Origin of the sequence: Rhizobium sp. BK251, from assembly GCF_004345245.1 — a bacterium.
Taxonomy (GTDB): Bacteria; Pseudomonadota; Alphaproteobacteria; order Rhizobiales; family Rhizobiaceae; genus Rhizobium.
Genome location: NZ_SLUQ01000002.1, coordinates 60,322 through 77,275 on the forward strand (window position 1 = coordinate 60,322; position 16,954 = coordinate 77,275).

The following is a 16,954-nucleotide window of genomic DNA, read 5'->3' on the forward strand; positions in this document are numbered from 1 at the left end:
CTAAAATTCCTCAGTTGGACACGGCGGATGCGTCACGCACGGGTGAAATACGGTCGCCGTCGCGAACATAGGCACCCGCCTTGGCGACCACTTGGTCGCCGTCCTTCAGCCCCTTGACGATCTCGACATATGGGCCGTCCTGAATGCCGGTCTGCACCGTCACGTATTTTACGACATTGTCCTCGACCTTGCGGACGGAAGACCCCTCGCTGTCGGTGTTCACGGCGGTCAGCGGCAGCGAAACGCCGCGCGTCTTCTGGACTATGATTTCGGCGCTGCCATACATGCCGCTAAGCGCACGGGCATCGTCGTCGATCGATATGCGGACGAGGCCAAGCCGCGTCACCGGATCGACTGTCGGGGAGACGAGACGCACGGATCCAGCAAGCTTGTCGATGCCACCGGCGAGCGAGATCGTTGCCACTTGGCCGGCCTTGACCTTGACGATCTCATTTTCGGGAACTTCGGCGACCAGTTCGACGGCGCTGTCGCGAATGACGGTAAACAGCGGATCGCTGGCCGCCCTGGCAATGGCCCCGACCTTGGCGTTCTTGGCAGAAATCGTGCCATCGACCGGCGACTTCACGTCGGTCCGGGCAAGTTTGAGGTCCGTGTCGGCAATCTGGCTGTCGACGACCTTAAGGTCAGCCTCGGCCACGATGATCGCCTGCTCGCCGGATCTGACACGCGCCCTCGTGGCTGCGGCAAGGGCATTTGCCTGCTCGAGTTGCGAAATGGGTGTCGTGCCCCTGGTTACCATCGCCTCAGCGCGCTGTCGCTGCTGCTCGGCCTGCTCGGCGTTCGCCTGCATTTCGCTCAGCTGCGCGCGAAGCTGGGCGAGCGTTGCTTCGCCCTTCGACTTGGTCGCCTGCATCTGGCTTTTCTGCAGAAGCAGCGCGTCGTCGTTGAGGACCGCAAGCGTGCTGTCCGCCTTGACCTTGTCTCCGACGTCGACATTCAGCGTGCGGATCGAGAGCCCTTCGATCTGCGGCTGAATGTAGATCTCCTCAACGGGCTTGATGGTGCCCGTGGCAACGACACGGTCTACCATGTCGCGCGCAGTGGCGCCGGTGACGACGATCGCCGGCAGGTTCTGGGGCGCGTCGGTGATGGGTTTTTCCTGCGCGAGCGCAGTTGAAGCTGCAAGCATCGCGAGCAGGAGAGCCGAAGCACGAAGAGTTCTGTTTGGCATCAGAGCCATGCGTCCTATTCCATCTTTATGATAGGATAATCCAAATTCGCGGCACTTGTTCGGCGCCCGCGAGATGCGCTGCTATCGACTAATATCCAAGCGGCTGCCTGCCGGTCTCAATTGCCGTTTCCATGTTGTAAATTCCCTCATGCGGCAAAGATCTTTTCAAACGTGGTATTGATTTGCGCAGCGTACAAGAGCGGTAGAAAACAATTCCCGCTGTTCAAGTCTTAGTTCTGCGTCCATGCCAAATCAATCACCCTTCGCTTATGCAAGCATGACGATCTTTGATCCTCGGCATTAAGACGAACGAGGTTTTAATTATCCGACAGCAGATCGCCAGTCTTTTTAGCAGTTTGTTACAAAATGAAAAAACGCGCCGGATGGCTCCGACGCGTTTGCCGTTCGTTAAGTACGCTGGCTGCTACTGCAGGGCGGCGTCGGTGACGTCGTGGGTCCAGGCGCCCGACGGTTCCTTGTTGATGATCTTCTGGTCGAGCAAGGCCTTGGCCGTGCGGTCATAGAGCGTCGTGTCGAGCTTGCCGGTGCCGTCGCCGATCAGCTTGGCAACTTCACCCATCATGCGCTTCTGATGGTTCTCGTCCTGGCCGCCGTTGTCCACCACGATTTCGGCCGCTTCGTCAGGATTGTCGACGGCATACTTCCAGCCCTTCATCGAAGCCTTGACGAACTTGACCATCTTTTCCTTGAAGGCCGGGTCCTTCAGCTTCTCTTCCGAAGCGTAGAGGCCGTCTTCCAGGAGGTCGTTGCCCATGGCCGTATAGTTGAAGACGACCAGGTCTTCCGGCTTCAGGCCGGCATCGATCGCCTGCCAGTATTCGTTATAGGTCATGACGGAGATGCAGTCGGCCTGCTTCTGCAGCAGCGGCTGTACGTCGAAGCTCTGCTTGAGAACGGTGACGCCGTCCGCGCCGCCGTCGGTCTTGAGGCCGATCTTGTTCATCCAGGCGAAGAAGGGATACTCGTTGCCGAAGAACCAGACGCCGAGCGTATGGCCCTTGAAGTCGGCTTCGGTCTTGATCGGGCCGTCCTTGCGGCAGATCATTTCCATGCCTGACTTCTGGAAGGGCTGGGCGATGTTGACGAGCGGAACGCCCTTTTCGCGCGCCACCAATGCGCCGCCCATCCAGTCGACGATCACGTCGGCGCCGCCGCCGGCGATGACCTGCTCCGGTGCAATGTCCGGACCGCCCGGCTTGATGTCGACGTCGAGACCCTCTTCCTCGTAATAGCCCTTTTCCTTGGCGACGTAGTAGCCCGCGAACTGGCTCTGGGTGACCCACTTGAGTTGCAGCGTCACCTTGTCGGCCGCCATCGCCTGCGCCGCTGCGAGAGACATGGCCCCCGCCATCAATGCAATCATCATTCTTTTCATTTTTTTCTTCCTTTTCCCTCTGAAGTTATGCCCTTGCACCGTTGCCGGCCCAGGACTCAGCCTACCCACCACGGACAGACGGATGCCAGAAAGTCGTTGCCCTCTCCAGGAGCGCGACAACGCCATAGAAGACCGAACCCGCGAGCGCTGCAACCGCGATTTCGGCCCACACCATGTCAACGTTCATGCGGCCTATCTCTGTCGATATCCGGAAGCCCATGCCGACAATTGGCGTACCGAAGAATTCGGCGACGATCGCCCCGATCAGCGCGAGCGTGGAATTGATCTTGAGGGCGTTGAAGATGAATGGCATGGCGGCGGGCAGGCGCAGCTTCAGGAGCGTCTGCCAGTAGTCGGAGGCGTAGGTACGCATCAGGTCGCGCTCCATTGCTCCCGATGCCGAAAGTCCCGCAACGGTGTTCACCAGCATGGGGAAGAAGGTCATGACGACGACGACGGCGGCCTTGGAGGGCCAGTCGAAGCCGAACCACATGACCATGATCGGCGCAACGCCGATGATCGGCAGGGCCGAGACCATGTTGCCGATCGGCAGCAGGCCGCGCCGCAGGAAGGCGATGCGATCGGCGAGAATCGCAACGATGAAGCCGCTGGCGCAGCCGATGGCATAGCCGATCAGCACAGCCTTGAAGATTGTCTGCCGCACGTCGGCGGCCAGGATCGGGATGGAGCCGGCAATGCGCGCGCCGATCGAGCTCGGCGGGGGCAGTAGGACGAAGGGAATGCCTGCTCCGCGCGTCACCGCTTCCCAGATGATGAGGATCCAGGCGCCGAAGATTGCCGGGATGATGAGCCGGAGGCACAGGTTTCCCATGCTCGTTCGCGACGTCATGCCCGAGAGTACGACCACGCAGCGCCAGGCAAAGAGCCAGCTGGCCGCAAGCAGGATGAAGAAAGAAATCCGCGCCTTGCCCTCGTTGCCCGCGATGTCGCTCAGGAGTAGCCATGCCGCATAGTGGGAGCCGACGAAGAGTATCGCCGCCGAAAACACGGCCGGCATATTCACGAAGGAGAGAAGTGCTGCAACCGCAAGGAACAGAAGGATAATCGCCGTATCTGTCGCACTGAACGGTGCAGCGGCTCCCTCGGCAACGAGCGGGAGCGTTGCGATGGCGGCGACGCAGAGCAGAAGGCTCAGAATGCCCTGCCATGAGAAATCGAGGCGCGTCATGCCGCCCTCCCGCCCATGGAGCGGTCGACGACCTTGGCCACCAGACCAACGATGGTGACGAGCAGGGCGGCCAGCACCGAGCCGGCGACCAGAGCTGCCCAGATATCGATCGTCTGGCTGTAATAGGATCCGGCCAGCAGCTTCGAGCCGATGCCGGCGACGGCGCCGGTCGGCAGCTCGCCGACGATCGCGCCGACGAGGCTTGCGGCGATCGCCACCTTCATCGAGGTGAAGAGAAACGGGACGGAGGCCGGCACCCGCAGCTTCCAGAAGGTCTGGGCGGCCGTGGCATTGTAGGTCCGCATCAGGTCGAGATGCATGACCTCGGGGGAGCGCAGGCCCTTCACCATCCCCACGGCGACAGGGAAGAAGGACAGATAGGTGGATATCAGCGCCTTCGGAATGAGCCCGGTGATGTTGATCGCCCCGAGCACGACGATCACCATTGGCGCGATGGCGAGGATCGGCACGGTCTGTGAGGCGATGATCCAGGGCATCAGGCTGCGGTCGAGCGCCCGGATATGCACGATGCCGACCGCAATCACGATGCCAAGCAGCGTGCCGAAGCCGAAGCCGAGCATGGTGGACGAGAGCGTTACCCAGCTGTGATAGACGAGGCTGCGGTTGCTTGAGAGCCTTCGCATGAAGGTGTTCTCGAAGACGTTCTGCGCCACCTGGTGCGGGGCGGGCAGCACCGGCTTTGGCTGGGACAGGGTTCTCCCGATGAACTCCACCGAGCCGGGCGTTTCATTGGCGCGCGTGTCCATGTCGCGCTGGAACGGCGCGTTGAGGATTACCGCGAAGACATACCAGATGACGATCAACGCAAGCACGATTGTCGTGACGGGCAGGAAGCGATGTCTGAAGAACTGCTCCTTTTCCATCATCACGCCTTCCCCTGCAGCGGCAAAAGCATCAGCACCATCGAGACAACGCCCAGCCCGACGCCCGCGATCTGCAGATTGTTGAGCCGCTCGCCGAAAATCACGAAGGCGATGACGTTGATGAGGAGCAGTTGCGCGATGGCCGAGGCCGAAATGGCAAGGCCAAGCCCGCCTTCGCGCATCAGGCGCACCATCATCAGGTTGCCGACACAGTAGAGGGCAAGGGAGAGGACGAGGACGAGAAGGTTGCTGTTCGAGACATAGGCGCGCGAGGCGGTGGCGGCGCTGAGGAACACGACCATGGCAGCGGCGAGCCAGAGGATGAACTGGGCTTTCATCGGCGGCTCCTATTCCTCATAGCTATGTCCCGCGCGCAAGCCCTCGCGGACGCGATGGGCAATTTCGAGGAACTCCGGGGTTTCGCGGATGCCGAGCGGGCGTTCTGCCGGCAGCGTCGATTCGATGATGTCGGTAACACGGCCCGGCCGCGGCGACATGACCACGATCTTCGTCGAGAGATAGACCGCCTCCGGAATCGAGTGCGTCACGAAGCAGATTGTCTTGTTCGTTCGCTTCCAGAGCTTCAGAAGCTCCTCGTTCAGGTGGTCGCGGACGATCTCGTCGAGTGCGCCGAAAGGCTCGTCCATCAGGAGCAGGTCGGCGTCGAAGGCGAGCGCGCGGGCGATCGAGGCGCGCTGCTGCATGCCGCCCGAAAGCTGCCAGGGATATTTGTGGGCGAAGCCCGTGAGGTTGACGAGTTCCAGCGTCTGCTCGATGCGTTTCTTTTGCTCGGCGGAGGAATAACCCATGATCTCCAGAGGCAGCGCAATGTTCTTCTCGATCGTGCGCCAGGGATAAAGCGCGGCCGCCTGGAAGACATAGCCGTAGGAGCGCGCCTTGCGCGCTTCGTCGGGTGTCATGCCGTTGACGGTAATCGTGCCCGACGTTTTCCGTTCGAGGTCGGCGATGACGCGCAGGAAGGTGGTCTTGCCGCAACCGGATGGACCGATGAACGAGACAAAGTCACCCTTGCGTACGTCGAGATCGACATTCGTCAGGGCATGCACGGGACCGTCATTGGTCTGAAAGGTCAGACAGAGGTCCTTGGCGGAGACGACGGAGGCGCTCTGAGAATTCATCAAGGGATACCAGTCATGTTTTGCATAAGGGCGACAGCATGTTGCATGTTATTCTTGTTGTGAAGGTCGCGTAAGAACAAGGGATGGAAACCCCGGCGACAATTCCTGTGGAGAAGAGCGATGGACGCGAAGTCAAAACCCACCTGCCATCTGGTCAAGCCGCATCACACCTACGGCGGAAAGCAGGGGCTCAGCTATTTCGAAGGCATCGCCGCCGAGACCGTCGGTTCGAATGCCATCTGCATGCATATCCTGACGATACCGCCCGGCGCGCGGGCCAAGGCCCATCTCCACGAGGCGCACGAGACCGCGATCTACATGCTCTCCGGCGAGGCACATACCTGGTATGGCGACCGACTGGAAAACCATATCGTCGTCCATGCCGGCGAGCTCTTCTACATTCCCGCCGGCGTGCCGCACCTGCCTGCGAACCTCAGCAGTACGCCCTGCACCGCGATCATCGCGCGCACCGATCCGAACGAACAGGAGAGCGTCGTCCTCCTGCCGGAACTCGATGCGCTGGTGCCGCAATGACGCATTTCGTAGTGCTGTGAGCAAGCCTCACACCCCGCTTGCGGGAATGCCGCTGCGCTCGACCTTGCGCGGCGAGGTGATTTCCTTCCAGGTGGAGAGTGCCGTGCTGACGGCGGGGAAGGGATCGCGGCGGACGAATTCGCCATGGCCCTGCTGCGTCTTGACCGTATTCTCCTCGATTGCCACGACGCCGCGCGTCAGCGTGTAGCGCGGCAGCCCGGTCACCGTCTTGCCCTCGAAGACATTGTAGTCGATGGCGGATTGCTGGGTCTTTGCCGCAATCGTCTTGGAGCGCTTCGGATCCCAGACGACGAGGTCGGCGTCGGCGCCGACGAGGACCGCCCCCTTCTTCGGATAGATGTTGAGGATCTTGGCGATATTGGTCGAGGTGACGGCGACGAACTCGTTCATCGTCAGGCGGCCGGTTGCCACCCCATGCGTCCAGAGCATCGGCATGCGATCCTCGAGACCGCCGGTCCCGTTGGGGATCTTGGTGAAATCGCCGACGCCGAAACGCTTCTGCGCCGTGGTGAAGGCGCAGTGGTCGGTCGCGACGACCTGCAATGAGCCGGAGGCAAGACCTGCCCAGAGTGAGTCCTGGTGAAGCTTGCTGCGGAAGGGTGGGCTCATGACCCGGCGTGCGGCGTGATCCCAGTCCTTGTCGAAATATTCGGTCTCATCCAGCGTCAGGTGCTGGATAAGGGGCTCGCCATAGACGCGCATGCCCTTCTGCCGGGCCCGGCGGATCGCCTCATGTGCCTGCTCACAGGAGGTGTGGACGATATAGACGGGGCATCCTGCCATGTCGGCGATCATGATGGCGCGGTTCGTAGCCTCGCCCTCCACCTCGGCTGGTCGCGAATAGGCATGCGCCTCCGGGCCGTTGTTGCCCTCGGCGAGCAGCTTTGCCTGCATCTGCGCCACCACGTCTCCGTTTTCGGCGTGGACGAGGGGCAGGGCTCCGAGAGCGGCGCAGCGCTGGAACGAGGAGAACATCTCGTCGTCGTCCACCATCAGCGCGCCCTTGTAGGCCATGAAGTGCTTGAAGGTGTTGATGCCCTTTTCCTTGACGACCGTCTCCATCTCGTTGAAGACCTGCTCGCTCCACCAGGTAATCGCCATGTGGAAGGAGTAGTCGCAATTGGCGCGCGTCGACTTGTTGTCCCACATCTGCAGCGCTTCCAGCATCGACTGGCCGGGTGAGGGGAGCGCGAAATCGACGACCATCGTCGTGCCGCCGGCAAGGGCCGCCCGCGTGCCGCTCTCGAAATCGTCTGACGAATAGGTGCCCATGAATGGCATTTCGAGATGGGTGTGCGGATCGATGCCGCCCGGCATGATGTAGCACCCGGTGGCGTCCAGCGTCTCTGTTCCGGAAAGGTTGGGTCCGATCTCGATGATCTTGCCGCCCTCGATCTTCACGTCCGCCTTGTAGGTCAGGTCGGCCGTGACGATGGTTCCACCCTTGATGACTGTGCTCATGACATCTGTTCCCGATTTTGTGTTGTCGTTTCGAGCGATGCTCTGCCGTGGCGGCTATGCGACGATGCCCGCCGTCTCGACCACGGCATGGAAGAGCACGTCGGCGCCGGCCGTTGCCCATTCCTTGGAGATATCCTCGGCCTCGTTGTGCGAAAGGCCGCCGACACATGGGCACATGACCATGGTTGCCGGCGCGACCTTGGCAGCCCAGCAAGCATCGTGACCGGCGCCGGAAATGATGTTCATGTGGCTGTAGCCCAGCCTCTCGGCTGCGTTGCGCACGGCAGTGACGAGCGTCGGATCGAAGGTCACCGGCGCGAAATGGCCGATTGGCTCAATGGAACAGCCAACGCCGAGTGCTTCGCAGATCTTTGGCGCTTCTGCCTCGATTTTCGCCCGCATGCGGTCGAGCTTCGCCTTGTCCGGCGAGCGGATATCGACGGTGAAGACGACCTTGCCCGGCAGGACGTTGCGGGAGTTCGGCGAGAAGAAGACCTGGCCGACGCCGCCGACCGCACCCGGCTGCTCGCCCATCGCCACGCCCTGGACCATCTCAAGGATGCGCGACATGGCAAGCCCGGCATTCACGCGCATGTTCATCGGCGTGGAGCCGGTATGAGCCTCCCTACCGGTCAGCGTGAATTCCAGCCACCACAAGCCCTGACAGTGCGTGACGACGCCGATCTGCTTCTCTTCGGCTTCGAGGATCGGCCCCTGTTCGATGTGATACTCGAAATAGGCGTGCATCTTGCGGGCGCCGACTTCCTCGTCGCCCAGCCAGCCGATGCGCTTCAGTTCCTCGCCGAAGGTCTTGCCTTCGGGATCCTTGCGTTCATAGGCATATTCCAGCGAATGGACGCCGGCAAAGACGCCGGAGGCGAGCATGGCCGGTGCAAAGCGCGCGCCTTCTTCGTTCGTCCAGTTGGTGACGACGATCGGGTGCTTGGTCCTGATGCCGAGGTCGTTCATGGTGCGGACCACTTCAAGGGCGCCCAGCACGCCGAGCACGCCGTCGTACTTGCCGCCGGTCGGCTGGGTGTCGAGGTGCGAGCCGACATAGACGGGCAGCGCATCCGGGTCGGTGCCGGGACGGGTCGCGAACATCGTGCCCATCTTGTCGATGCCGAGCGTCAGGCCGGCTTTCTCGCACCAGGATTTGAAGAGATTGCGCCCCTCGGCGTCGGAGTCCGTCAGGGTCTGACGGTTGTTGCCGCCCGCAACGCCCGGGCCTATCTTGGCCATCTCCATGAGACTATCCCACAGGCGATCGCCGTTCACGCGCATGTTTTCGCCAGGTGCTGCCACCATTTTGCGTCCTCACCAGTTCTTGTCGCGGTCCTGCCGTTGGCATTCCCGTCTGTTCCCGTGGTCACTGGCCGGCGCGATTTTTGTTTCTCTTTCGCCGGAGAATCGACAGTTGTCTTTACTTGACAAGTGGACGATAATTTGACCGTTTGGTAAACATTACAACTTCCATCGCGGCGCTCAAGACGAAAAACACAAAAAATACAGACAAAATTACAGGCAGCTGCTGAAATTGCCGGCAACCTTTGCAGGATTTGCATGCCTGACCAAGGCTCTGATTTTCAAGGGGGAAAACGAGGACATGGGCATCCCGCGCGCAGCAAGGACACAGCGCCGCACACGCATCCAGGAAGAAAAGGAAGAGCAGATACTTGAGGCAGCCCTGGACGTGTTTTCGGTCCATGGCTTCCGTGGCTCGACGATTGACCAGATCGCCGAAGTTGCGGGCATGTCGAAGCCCAATCTGCTCTATTATTTCCGTACCAAGGAGGCGATGCACCGCGCCCTTATCGACCGGGTGCTCGACACCTGGCTGGAGCCGTTGCGGGCCTTCGATGCCGAGGGTGATCCCGAAAGCGAAATCCGCAGCTACATCCGCCGCAAGCTGGAAATGGCGCGCGACTATCCGCGGGAAAGCCGACTTTTTGCCAACGAGATGCTGCAGGGCGCACCGCATGTGGAAGACGAGTTGAAGGGACCTCTAAAGAGCCTTGTCGACGAGAAGGCGGAGGTGATCCGCGCCTGGGCGCGGGCGGGCAAGATCGCCAAATGCGATCCCTATCACCTGATCTTCTCCATCTGGTCCACAACCCAGCACTATGCGGACTTCGACGTGCAGGTGCGCGCCGTACTCGGCCAGGAACATGCGGGGGAAGGGCGCTTCGAGGATGCTGCCCGTTTTCTCGAGCAGCTCTTCATCGGTGGGCTGGGTGTCCGGCATGCGGTGAAGGCCGGATAGGGCGTGCCATTGCGCACCGTTGGACGTTGTTGTCCAAGGCGCAGAGCGGCCGTGGGCGTTAGAGATTCGCCTCTTCGAGCGCCAGTTGCGACCTTCGAGTCGCTGGCTTTCCATAAGCGCGCAGGAAAGTCTGGACGGCGGCGCGGGAAGAGCTTTCCAGTTGCTCGTCGGTCAGCGCCTCTCCAAACAGGCTGATGATCTGCAGGTCGGCATTGATGAGAGCCAGGAATTGCCGGGCGGCGAGATCGAAGTCATCGATCTGCAGGGCGCCTTTGTGGGCGAGACGCGAGAAAAGTGCAGCAAGCGCCGTGCCCGTCTTGCCCGGTCCGTGCTGGCGCCACGTCTCAAAGAGATGCGGATAGCGCTCGCCCTCGCTCTGCACCAGCTTGCGAAGGAACTTGCCGTCCTGATTGCATATGCAGTTGCGCGTCAGGCTGACGGCAAAGGCCGTGAGGTCGTCTTCCAGATTGTCGTCGCTATCGGGAAAGGTCGAAAGTATCGAGAAGAGCCTCGCATTGGCGCGGCTCATCACTTCTTCGACGACTGCGACAAACAGCGTCTCCTTTTCCCGATAGTGATTATATATTGTCTGGCGGGAGACGCAGGCCTCGGCGGCAATCTCATCGATGCTTGCGCCCGAAAAACCCTCGCGGCAGAAGACCTCTGCTGCGGCCTCAACGATTGAGACGCGCTTAACGCACTGACCGCGTTGGGTGTGGCCGGTATTCTTCGCTGCGGGCTGCTTGCGACTTTTCATACCACAAAGGTAATGCGTCTTGACGGATTAGACAATGGTGTCTAATTTTACATTAGTGTCCAAATTTGTTGACACCGGTTATCGACGCATCCGCGTGATCCTCCCAAGCACGCGATCATGTCGATGACCGCCAATTCCTTCAAACCCTCAAGAGCGACGCGGTGTGCAGGCGCTCGGTTTCGTGCACCGCTGTTTTGAAAGATTTCCCTATGACGGCTTCCTTCTTTCGCATGGCGCTCATACTTGGTCTTCTCTCTGCCATCGGCCCCTTCGCAATCGACATGTATCTCCCGGCCCTGCCTTCGATCGGCCAGGATCTCTCCGCCGAGAACAGCCTCGTCCAGCTAAGCCTGCTTTTCTTCTTCATCCCATTTGCGGTCTTCCAGCTATTCTATGGTCCGCTTTCGGACATGTGGGGCCGCAAGCTGCCGCTCTATCTCGGCATCGGCCTCTTCGCCGTGGCAAGCGTGGGCTGCGCACTGGCGCAGAACATCGAGACCCTCATCGCCTTTCGCTTCCTGCAGGGCATCGGCGGGGCGGCAGGCATGGTCATTCCGCGGGCGATCGTGCGTGACATGCATACGGGCGTCCAGGCGGCGCGGCTAATGTCGCTGCTGATGCTCGTCTTCAGCATTTCGCCGATCCTTGCACCGCTCACCGGCAGCGGCGTCATTGCCTTTTATGGCTGGCGCGGCGTCTTCTGGGCCGTGATGATCGCAGCCTTAATCGGGTTGATCCTGCTGGCGACGCAGTTGCATGAGACGCGCCCGAAGGAGGATCGCTCGGAAAGCGGCCTCCGCAGCGCCATGGCGGCCTATCGTTTGCTGCTCGGCGATCGCAACTTCCTGACGCTCACCTTCATCGGCGGGCTCGGCATCTCGTCCTTCCTCGTCTATCTCGCAAACTCACCCTTCGTGCTGATTGACCACTACGGGCTGACGCCGACCGAGTACAGCTTTGCGTTCTCGATCAATGCCGTGTCGTTCTTTGCCGTATCGCAGGCGACAGGCTGGCTCGGCGAACGCTTCGGTCTGGTGCGCGTCATGCGCACGGCGGTGACCTTCTTCGCTCTCACCATGGCCGTGATGGTCATCGTCATGAGCCTGGGCTTCAGCCAGCTACCCGTGATGGCGGCTTTCCTCTTCGTCGGCTACGGCTTCCTCGGCCTTGTCATTCCGACGACTGGCGTACTCGCGCTCGAGGACCATGGTGAAATCGCCGGCACCGCCTCGGCGCTCATGGGGACGCTGCAGTTCGTTACGGCGGCAATCGCCATGCTGGTGGCCGGTATCTTCTTTGACGGCACTGCCGTGCCGATGGCCGCCGGTGTAGCGCTTTGCGCCGTAGCCGCGTTCATCCTTACGCAGGCGACGATCGGTCGACGCCGCCTCTCGCCCGCTGCGGCGGAATAGGTCGCACCCGAAACTCTTCTCCGAACATCAAAGCGCCGCCCTGAGGGCGGCGCTTTTGCATTCCCCGGATATTCGCCGTCAGTGGGCGATCGGCCCGTCGGCCTTCTTCCAGGCATCGATACCACCCTGAATGTGGCAGGCCGTCACGAGGCCCGCGTCCTGGGCGGCCTGTACCGCCATCGCGGATCGTTCGCCGAAGGCGCAGTAGAAGACGATCCGCTTGCCGGTCGCTGCCGCCAATTCGTGCAGCATGCCGCCTGCGCTGATGTTTTCCTGCAGATCCGCATAGGGTGCGTGCAGCGAACCGGGAATGACCCCGTATTTTTCGCGCTCGCTTCTTTCGCGCAGGTCCACGATGGCTACATCGGAACGGCCGCGTATCGCCATGGCATCCGTCGCGGAGAGCGCCCATCCATTCAAGGCAATCAAGTCCTGATGTAGGCCGACATGGATGTTGGCGGGTACGGCAACATCCATCATCTTCGGGTTAGGCAGGTTCAGGTTGTTCATGAGGTCGACATATTCGTCGATCGATTGGACTTTCAGTCTCGGATTGAAGAGCCGCTCCTCGCCGATCGTGGAAACAGTGTCGCCCTTATAGTCGTGGGCGGGATAGAGCAGGGTTTCGTCTGGCAGCCTCAGCAGCTTGTTGAAGATCGAATCATATTGCTGGCGCGGGTTGCCATTCTGGAAGTCGGTTCGGCCCGTGCCGCGGATAAGAAGCGTATCGCCGGTAAAGACTCTCCCTTCCATGAGGAAGGAGTAGGAGTCATCCGTGTGACCGGGGGTATAGAGCACGTCTAGGCTCAGTCCCTCGATGGCGATACGATCTCCTTCGGCGACCCGCATGGAGACGACGTCGGCAAGGGTCTGCTCCCCCATCACGGTCACGCAGTGCGTGCGGTCGCGCAGAGCGCCGAGCCCGGTGATGTGATCGGCATGCAGATGCGTGTCGACCGCCTTCACCAGCTTGAGGTCGAGCTCCTCGACCAGCTTGAGGTAGCGATCGACCTTTTCGAGCACCGGATCGATGATGAGCGCCTCGCCGCCCCGCCTGCTGGCAATCAGGTAGGTGTAAGTGCCGGAAACGCTGTCGAAAAGCTGACGGAAAATCATTTATGCCTCCCTTGCGTTGGACTGGCGGGGCGATGACCCATGACCCTAGCCCTTCGGCTGGGGAACGATCCTGATATAAGGCTTCGGTGCGCGCCAGCCCTCCGGATATTGTTTTTTCGCTTCCTCGTCGCTGACACTGCCGGCGATGATCACGTCCTCGCCTTGCTGCCAGTTGACCGGGGTTGCGACCTTGTGGCGAGCGGTAAGCTGCAGCGAGTCTACCACGCGCAGGATCTCATCGAAATTGCGACCTGTGGTCATCGGATAGATCATGACCAGCTTGATCTTCTTGTCGGGGCCGATGACGAAGACATTCCGCACGGTCTGGTTGTCGGCAGGGGTGCGTTTCGTTGGATCGCCGGAAACCGGCGCGGGCAGCATGCCGTAAAGCTTGGAAACGGTGTAGTCGACGTCGGCGATCATGGGATAGTTGGGAGCGAAGCCCTGGGTCTCCTCGATGTCGCTCGCCCAGCCGGCGTGGCGGTCCAGTGGATCGACCGACAAGCCGATGATCTTTACGCCGCGCTTGTCGAACTCCGGCTTCATCCGTGCCATGTAGCCGAGCTCGGTTGTGCAGACGGGCGTGAAGTCCTTGGGGTGCGAGAAAAGCACCGCCCATGAATCACCGATCCAGTCGTGAAAGCGAATCTCGCCTTCGGTCGTCTCAACGGTGAAATCCGGTGCTATTTCGTTGATTGCCAGCATGGCTGCATACCTCTTGTCGTGAAAGGGGTTTGTAACCACCGAAGTCTGCACCTTTTGCCTTGCCGGACAACGTCGGGCGTCCGGATAATTGGTTGCAGATGTCACGACTCGGATTGCAGTCGACATAATTTACTCGCGCATGGGTACTGGAAATCGGCGCCTGACGCGTCGCCCGAATATGCCCTCCATCGCACGTTCAGGCTGTATCCTCCCGCTAGAGAAGAACGATTATCGCGATCTACGCCTTTCATAGCGATCTATACGTCTATTTCAGCAAGGGAGAAGCATAAATTCCGAAGAGTTAGCCCCGATGGACTTCGCTATTATCAATGGCAATCCCCGATGGAAAAAATGCGCAACACCATAACAAGAAACAAAAGGAGAAAGTTATGTCGCCAGATAAGGACCGGCCTCTGCCCGCGAATAGGACGAGGCGTCACTTCCTTGGTCTTACTGCTGTTACAGGTGCCAAGATCGCTGCTGCCGCCAGTGTCACCATGGCGGCACTCTCGACGCCGAGCCGTGCCTCGGGGATATTGTGGGGCAGGGGGCGTCGCGGCGGCAACAATGGCGGTGGCGGCGAAAATGGAGGTGGTGAAAGTGGAGGCGGCAGCAACGGCGGCGGTGGCTCGGGCAGCGATGCCGGTTGCTTTCTGCGCGGCACCTGCATTGCGACCCCCGAGGGCGAGGTGCGCATCGAGGATCTGCGTATTGGCGACCTTGTGAAGACCGCGCATGGCAAGACCGTTGCCATCAAATGGATCGGCCGCCAGCACTACAGGAAGACCGGTTCGGCTTGGCAGGACGGCGTGATGCCGGTTCGTGTTTCTCGCAACGCGCTCGGCCAGCAAGCCCCGCACGCCGATCTCTATCTCTCTGCGAACCACGCGCTCTACCTCGATGGCGTCCTCATTCGCGTCAAGGAACTCGTCAACGGTAGCTCGATTGCGCAGGCACTTCCGGAAGAAACCGGAGAAATCGAATACTTCAACATCCTGCTCGATACGCATCAGGTCATTCTCGCCGAAGGCGTGCCTGCCGAGACTTTCCTCGTGCGTGGCGCCAATCACGAAACCTTTGCGAATTTTGCCGAGTACGAGCGGCTCTACCCTGCGGAAGCGCGTTCCACGATGGAGCCCTTCGCGCCGGTCGTCGGCTACGAAGGCGGGCATGCGCATCTGAAGGCTCTTCTTCGGCTTGCGACGCCGCGCTTAATGCGGCAGCGCGATCCGATCGAAGAAGCATACGGCAAGATCGCCGCGCGAGCCGTGGAACTGGCCATTTAAGTTCCGGCGGGGAGGGCGCCGGCAACGGCGGACACGACAAGGGAGGGGAATGGCTGCCGCAAGGGCAGGGCCGGAATCCCAGCCAATCCCGTCCGCCTCATTTTACCGTGGCGCGTTCGACCCGACGCTGCCACGGCTCATAAGCGCCCTTCGGGGCGCTTTTTTTATGCAGCAGTGGGCAGCTCCGTCGAAACAGGGCTGTGAGAAGGATTTGCTGATTGAATAGCGGCGGGCCCTCGCAGCGGACAAGCCGCCGCGAGGGGTGCCCGGGATCACTCCGCGGCCTGGCGGGCCATCGGGTTGTTCGGATGGGTGGTCCAGTTCGCGTAGTTGGGGTCGACCACCTTGCCGGTGCGCTTGTCGAGGCTGCCGGCTGGCAGTTCCTCCATGGTGATGCAGTTCTCGACAGGACAGACGCTGACGCAGAGATTGCAGCCGACGCATTCCTCATCCTTGACCTCGAAATGCCTGACGCCATCGACGAAGTTGGTGATCGCCTGGTGCGATGTGTCCTCGCAGGCAATGTAGCAGCGGCCGCACTTGATGCAGGCTTCCTGATCGATCTTCGCCTTGGCGATATAGTTGAGGTTCAGATACTGCCAGTCGGAGACATTCGGCACGGCGCGGCCCGTGATGTCATCGAGATTGCGGTGGCCCTTTTCATCCATCCAGTCGGAAAGGCCGGTGATCATCTCCTGGACGATCTTGAAGCCGTAGGTCATGGCTGCGGTGCAGACCTGGACGTTGCCGGCGCCGAGCGCCATGAATTCGGCAGCGTCGCGCCAAGTGGTGATGCCGCCGATGCCGGAGATCGGCAGGCCGTATGTTTCCGGGTCGCGGGCGATCTCGGCCACCATGTTGAGTGCGATCGGCTTGACCGCCGGGCCGCAATAGCCGCCGTGGCTGCCCTTGCCGCCGACCGTCGGGTTCGGCGCGAAATTGTCGAGGTCGACGGACACGATCGAGTTGATCGTGTTGATCAGCGATACGGCATCGGTGCCGCCGGCCTTTGCGGCGCGGGCCGGCTTGCGAATGTCGGTAATGTTGGGCGTAAGCTTGGTAATGACCGGCATTCGGGTGTACTGCTTGCACCAGCGCACGACCATCTCGATGTATTCCGGCACCTGTCCGACCGCGGAGCCCATGCCGCGTTCCGACATGCCATGCGGACAGCCGAAATTGAGTTCGATGCCGTCGGCGCCCGTCTCTTCGACCAGCGGCAGGATCGCCTTCCAGGCATTTTCCTCGCAGGGAACCATGATCGAGGCGATGAGCGCCCGATCCGGCCAATTCATCTTTACCTGCTTCATTTCGCGCAGGTTGGTATAGAGGTCCCGGTCAGTGATGAGCTCGATGTTGTTGAGACCGAGCAGACGGCGGTCGGCGCCCCAGATAGCGCCATAGCGCGGGCCATTGACGTTGACGACCGGCGGGCCCTCCTCGCCAAGCGTTTTCCACACGACGCCGCCCCAGCCTGCCTTGAAGGCACGCTCGACATTGTAGGCCTTGTCTGTCGGTGGCGCGGAAGCCAGCCAAAACGGGTTCGGCGACTTGATACCGACGAAATTATTCCTGAGATCGGCCATGACTTATCCTCCT

Annotated in this window: 16 protein-coding genes; 4 read left to right on the forward strand and 12 right to left on the reverse strand. The window is 60.8% G+C overall.

The annotated features are described in order from the left end of the window. Positions 1-10: 10 nt before the first annotated feature. From EV286_RS04255 to EV286_RS04280, 6 genes are all read right to left on the reverse strand, one after another. Positions 11-1,201: an efflux RND transporter periplasmic adaptor subunit gene (locus tag EV286_RS04255; protein WP_132955783.1), complete on the reverse strand. Its 1,191-nt coding sequence runs from the start codon at positions 1,199-1,201 to the stop codon at positions 11-13. Between the two features lie 415 nt (positions 1,202-1,616). Continuing rightward, a complete protein-coding gene (locus EV286_RS04260) occupies positions 1,617-2,588 on the reverse strand; it encodes an ABC transporter substrate-binding protein (protein ID WP_132955784.1) in 972 nt (323 codons plus the stop codon). Between the two features lie 61 nt (positions 2,589-2,649). Beyond that, positions 2,650-3,777: an ABC transporter permease gene (locus EV286_RS04265; RefSeq protein WP_132955785.1), complete on the reverse strand. Its 1,128-nt coding sequence runs from the start codon at positions 3,775-3,777 to the stop codon at positions 2,650-2,652. After that, on the reverse strand, positions 3,774-4,661 hold the full coding sequence (locus EV286_RS04270) for an ABC transporter permease (RefSeq protein WP_132956304.1): 888 nt from the start codon (positions 4,659-4,661) through the stop codon (positions 3,774-3,776). The genes EV286_RS04265 and EV286_RS04270 overlap by 4 nt, the downstream gene beginning before the upstream one ends. 2 nt (positions 4,662-4,663) lie before the next feature. Continuing rightward, positions 4,664-4,999 carry a hypothetical protein gene (locus tag EV286_RS04275; protein ID WP_132955786.1) on the reverse strand — a complete coding sequence of 112 codons (336 nt, stop codon included), beginning with the start codon at positions 4,997-4,999 and terminating at the stop codon, positions 4,664-4,666. Between the two features lie 9 nt (positions 5,000-5,008). Then, the gene (locus EV286_RS04280) at positions 5,009-5,800 is read right to left on the reverse strand and encodes an ABC transporter ATP-binding protein (protein WP_132955787.1); all 792 of its coding nucleotides are present in this window, start codon (positions 5,798-5,800) and stop codon (positions 5,009-5,011) included. A gap of 120 nt (positions 5,801-5,920) precedes the next feature. Here EV286_RS04280 and EV286_RS04285 point away from each other — a divergent pair, with 120 nt between their 5' ends. Next, positions 5,921-6,334, forward strand: coding sequence for a cupin domain-containing protein (locus tag EV286_RS04285; protein ID WP_132955788.1), 414 nt, complete (start codon positions 5,921-5,923; stop codon positions 6,332-6,334). Between the two features lie 27 nt (positions 6,335-6,361). On the opposite strand, the gene hydA is transcribed toward EV286_RS04285, so the two are convergent. Beyond that, entirely contained in the window at positions 6,362-7,816 is a 1,455-nt protein-coding gene (gene hydA / locus EV286_RS04290) for a dihydropyrimidinase (RefSeq protein ID WP_132955789.1), read from the reverse strand. Positions 7,817-7,870: 54 nt separating this feature from the next. After that, positions 7,871-9,124 (reverse strand): Zn-dependent hydrolase, encoded by a 1,254-nt coding sequence (locus EV286_RS04295; protein ID WP_132955790.1) that lies wholly within the window; start codon positions 9,122-9,124, stop codon positions 7,871-7,873. Between the two features lie 298 nt (positions 9,125-9,422). Between EV286_RS04295 and rutR the strand changes: the two genes are divergently transcribed. Then, a complete protein-coding gene (rutR, locus tag EV286_RS04300) occupies positions 9,423-10,079 on the forward strand; it encodes an HTH-type transcriptional regulator RutR (RefSeq protein WP_132955791.1) in 657 nt (218 codons plus the stop codon). Positions 10,080-10,137: 58 nt separating this feature from the next. On the opposite strand, the gene EV286_RS04305 is transcribed toward rutR, so the two are convergent. Beyond that, positions 10,138-10,836 carry a TetR/AcrR family transcriptional regulator gene (locus tag EV286_RS04305; RefSeq protein WP_132955792.1) on the reverse strand — a complete coding sequence of 233 codons (699 nt, stop codon included), beginning with the start codon at positions 10,834-10,836 and terminating at the stop codon, positions 10,138-10,140. A 209-nt stretch (positions 10,837-11,045) separates the two neighbouring features. Between EV286_RS04305 and EV286_RS04310 the strand changes: the two genes are divergently transcribed. Continuing rightward, positions 11,046-12,248 (forward strand): multidrug effflux MFS transporter, encoded by a 1,203-nt coding sequence (locus tag EV286_RS04310; protein WP_132955793.1) that lies wholly within the window; start codon positions 11,046-11,048, stop codon positions 12,246-12,248. Positions 12,249-12,326: 78 nt separating this feature from the next. Here EV286_RS04310 and EV286_RS04315 read toward each other — a convergent pair whose 3' ends face one another. Next, positions 12,327-13,364 carry an MBL fold metallo-hydrolase gene (locus tag EV286_RS04315; protein ID WP_132955794.1) on the reverse strand — a complete coding sequence of 346 codons (1,038 nt, stop codon included), beginning with the start codon at positions 13,362-13,364 and terminating at the stop codon, positions 12,327-12,329. A 45-nt stretch (positions 13,365-13,409) separates the two neighbouring features. Further along, entirely contained in the window at positions 13,410-14,069 is a 660-nt protein-coding gene (locus EV286_RS04320) for a peroxiredoxin (RefSeq protein WP_132955795.1), read from the reverse strand. A 389-nt stretch (positions 14,070-14,458) separates the two neighbouring features. On the opposite strand from EV286_RS04320, the gene EV286_RS04325 reads away from it, so the two are divergent. Then, on the forward strand, positions 14,459-15,355 hold the full coding sequence (locus EV286_RS04325) for a Hint domain-containing protein (protein WP_132955796.1): 897 nt from the start codon (positions 14,459-14,461) through the stop codon (positions 15,353-15,355). A gap of 272 nt (positions 15,356-15,627) precedes the next feature. Here EV286_RS04325 and preA read toward each other — a convergent pair whose 3' ends face one another. Continuing rightward, positions 15,628-16,941: an NAD-dependent dihydropyrimidine dehydrogenase subunit PreA gene (gene preA, locus EV286_RS04330; RefSeq protein WP_132955797.1), complete on the reverse strand. Its 1,314-nt coding sequence runs from the start codon at positions 16,939-16,941 to the stop codon at positions 15,628-15,630. Positions 16,942-16,954: the final 13 nt, after the last annotated feature.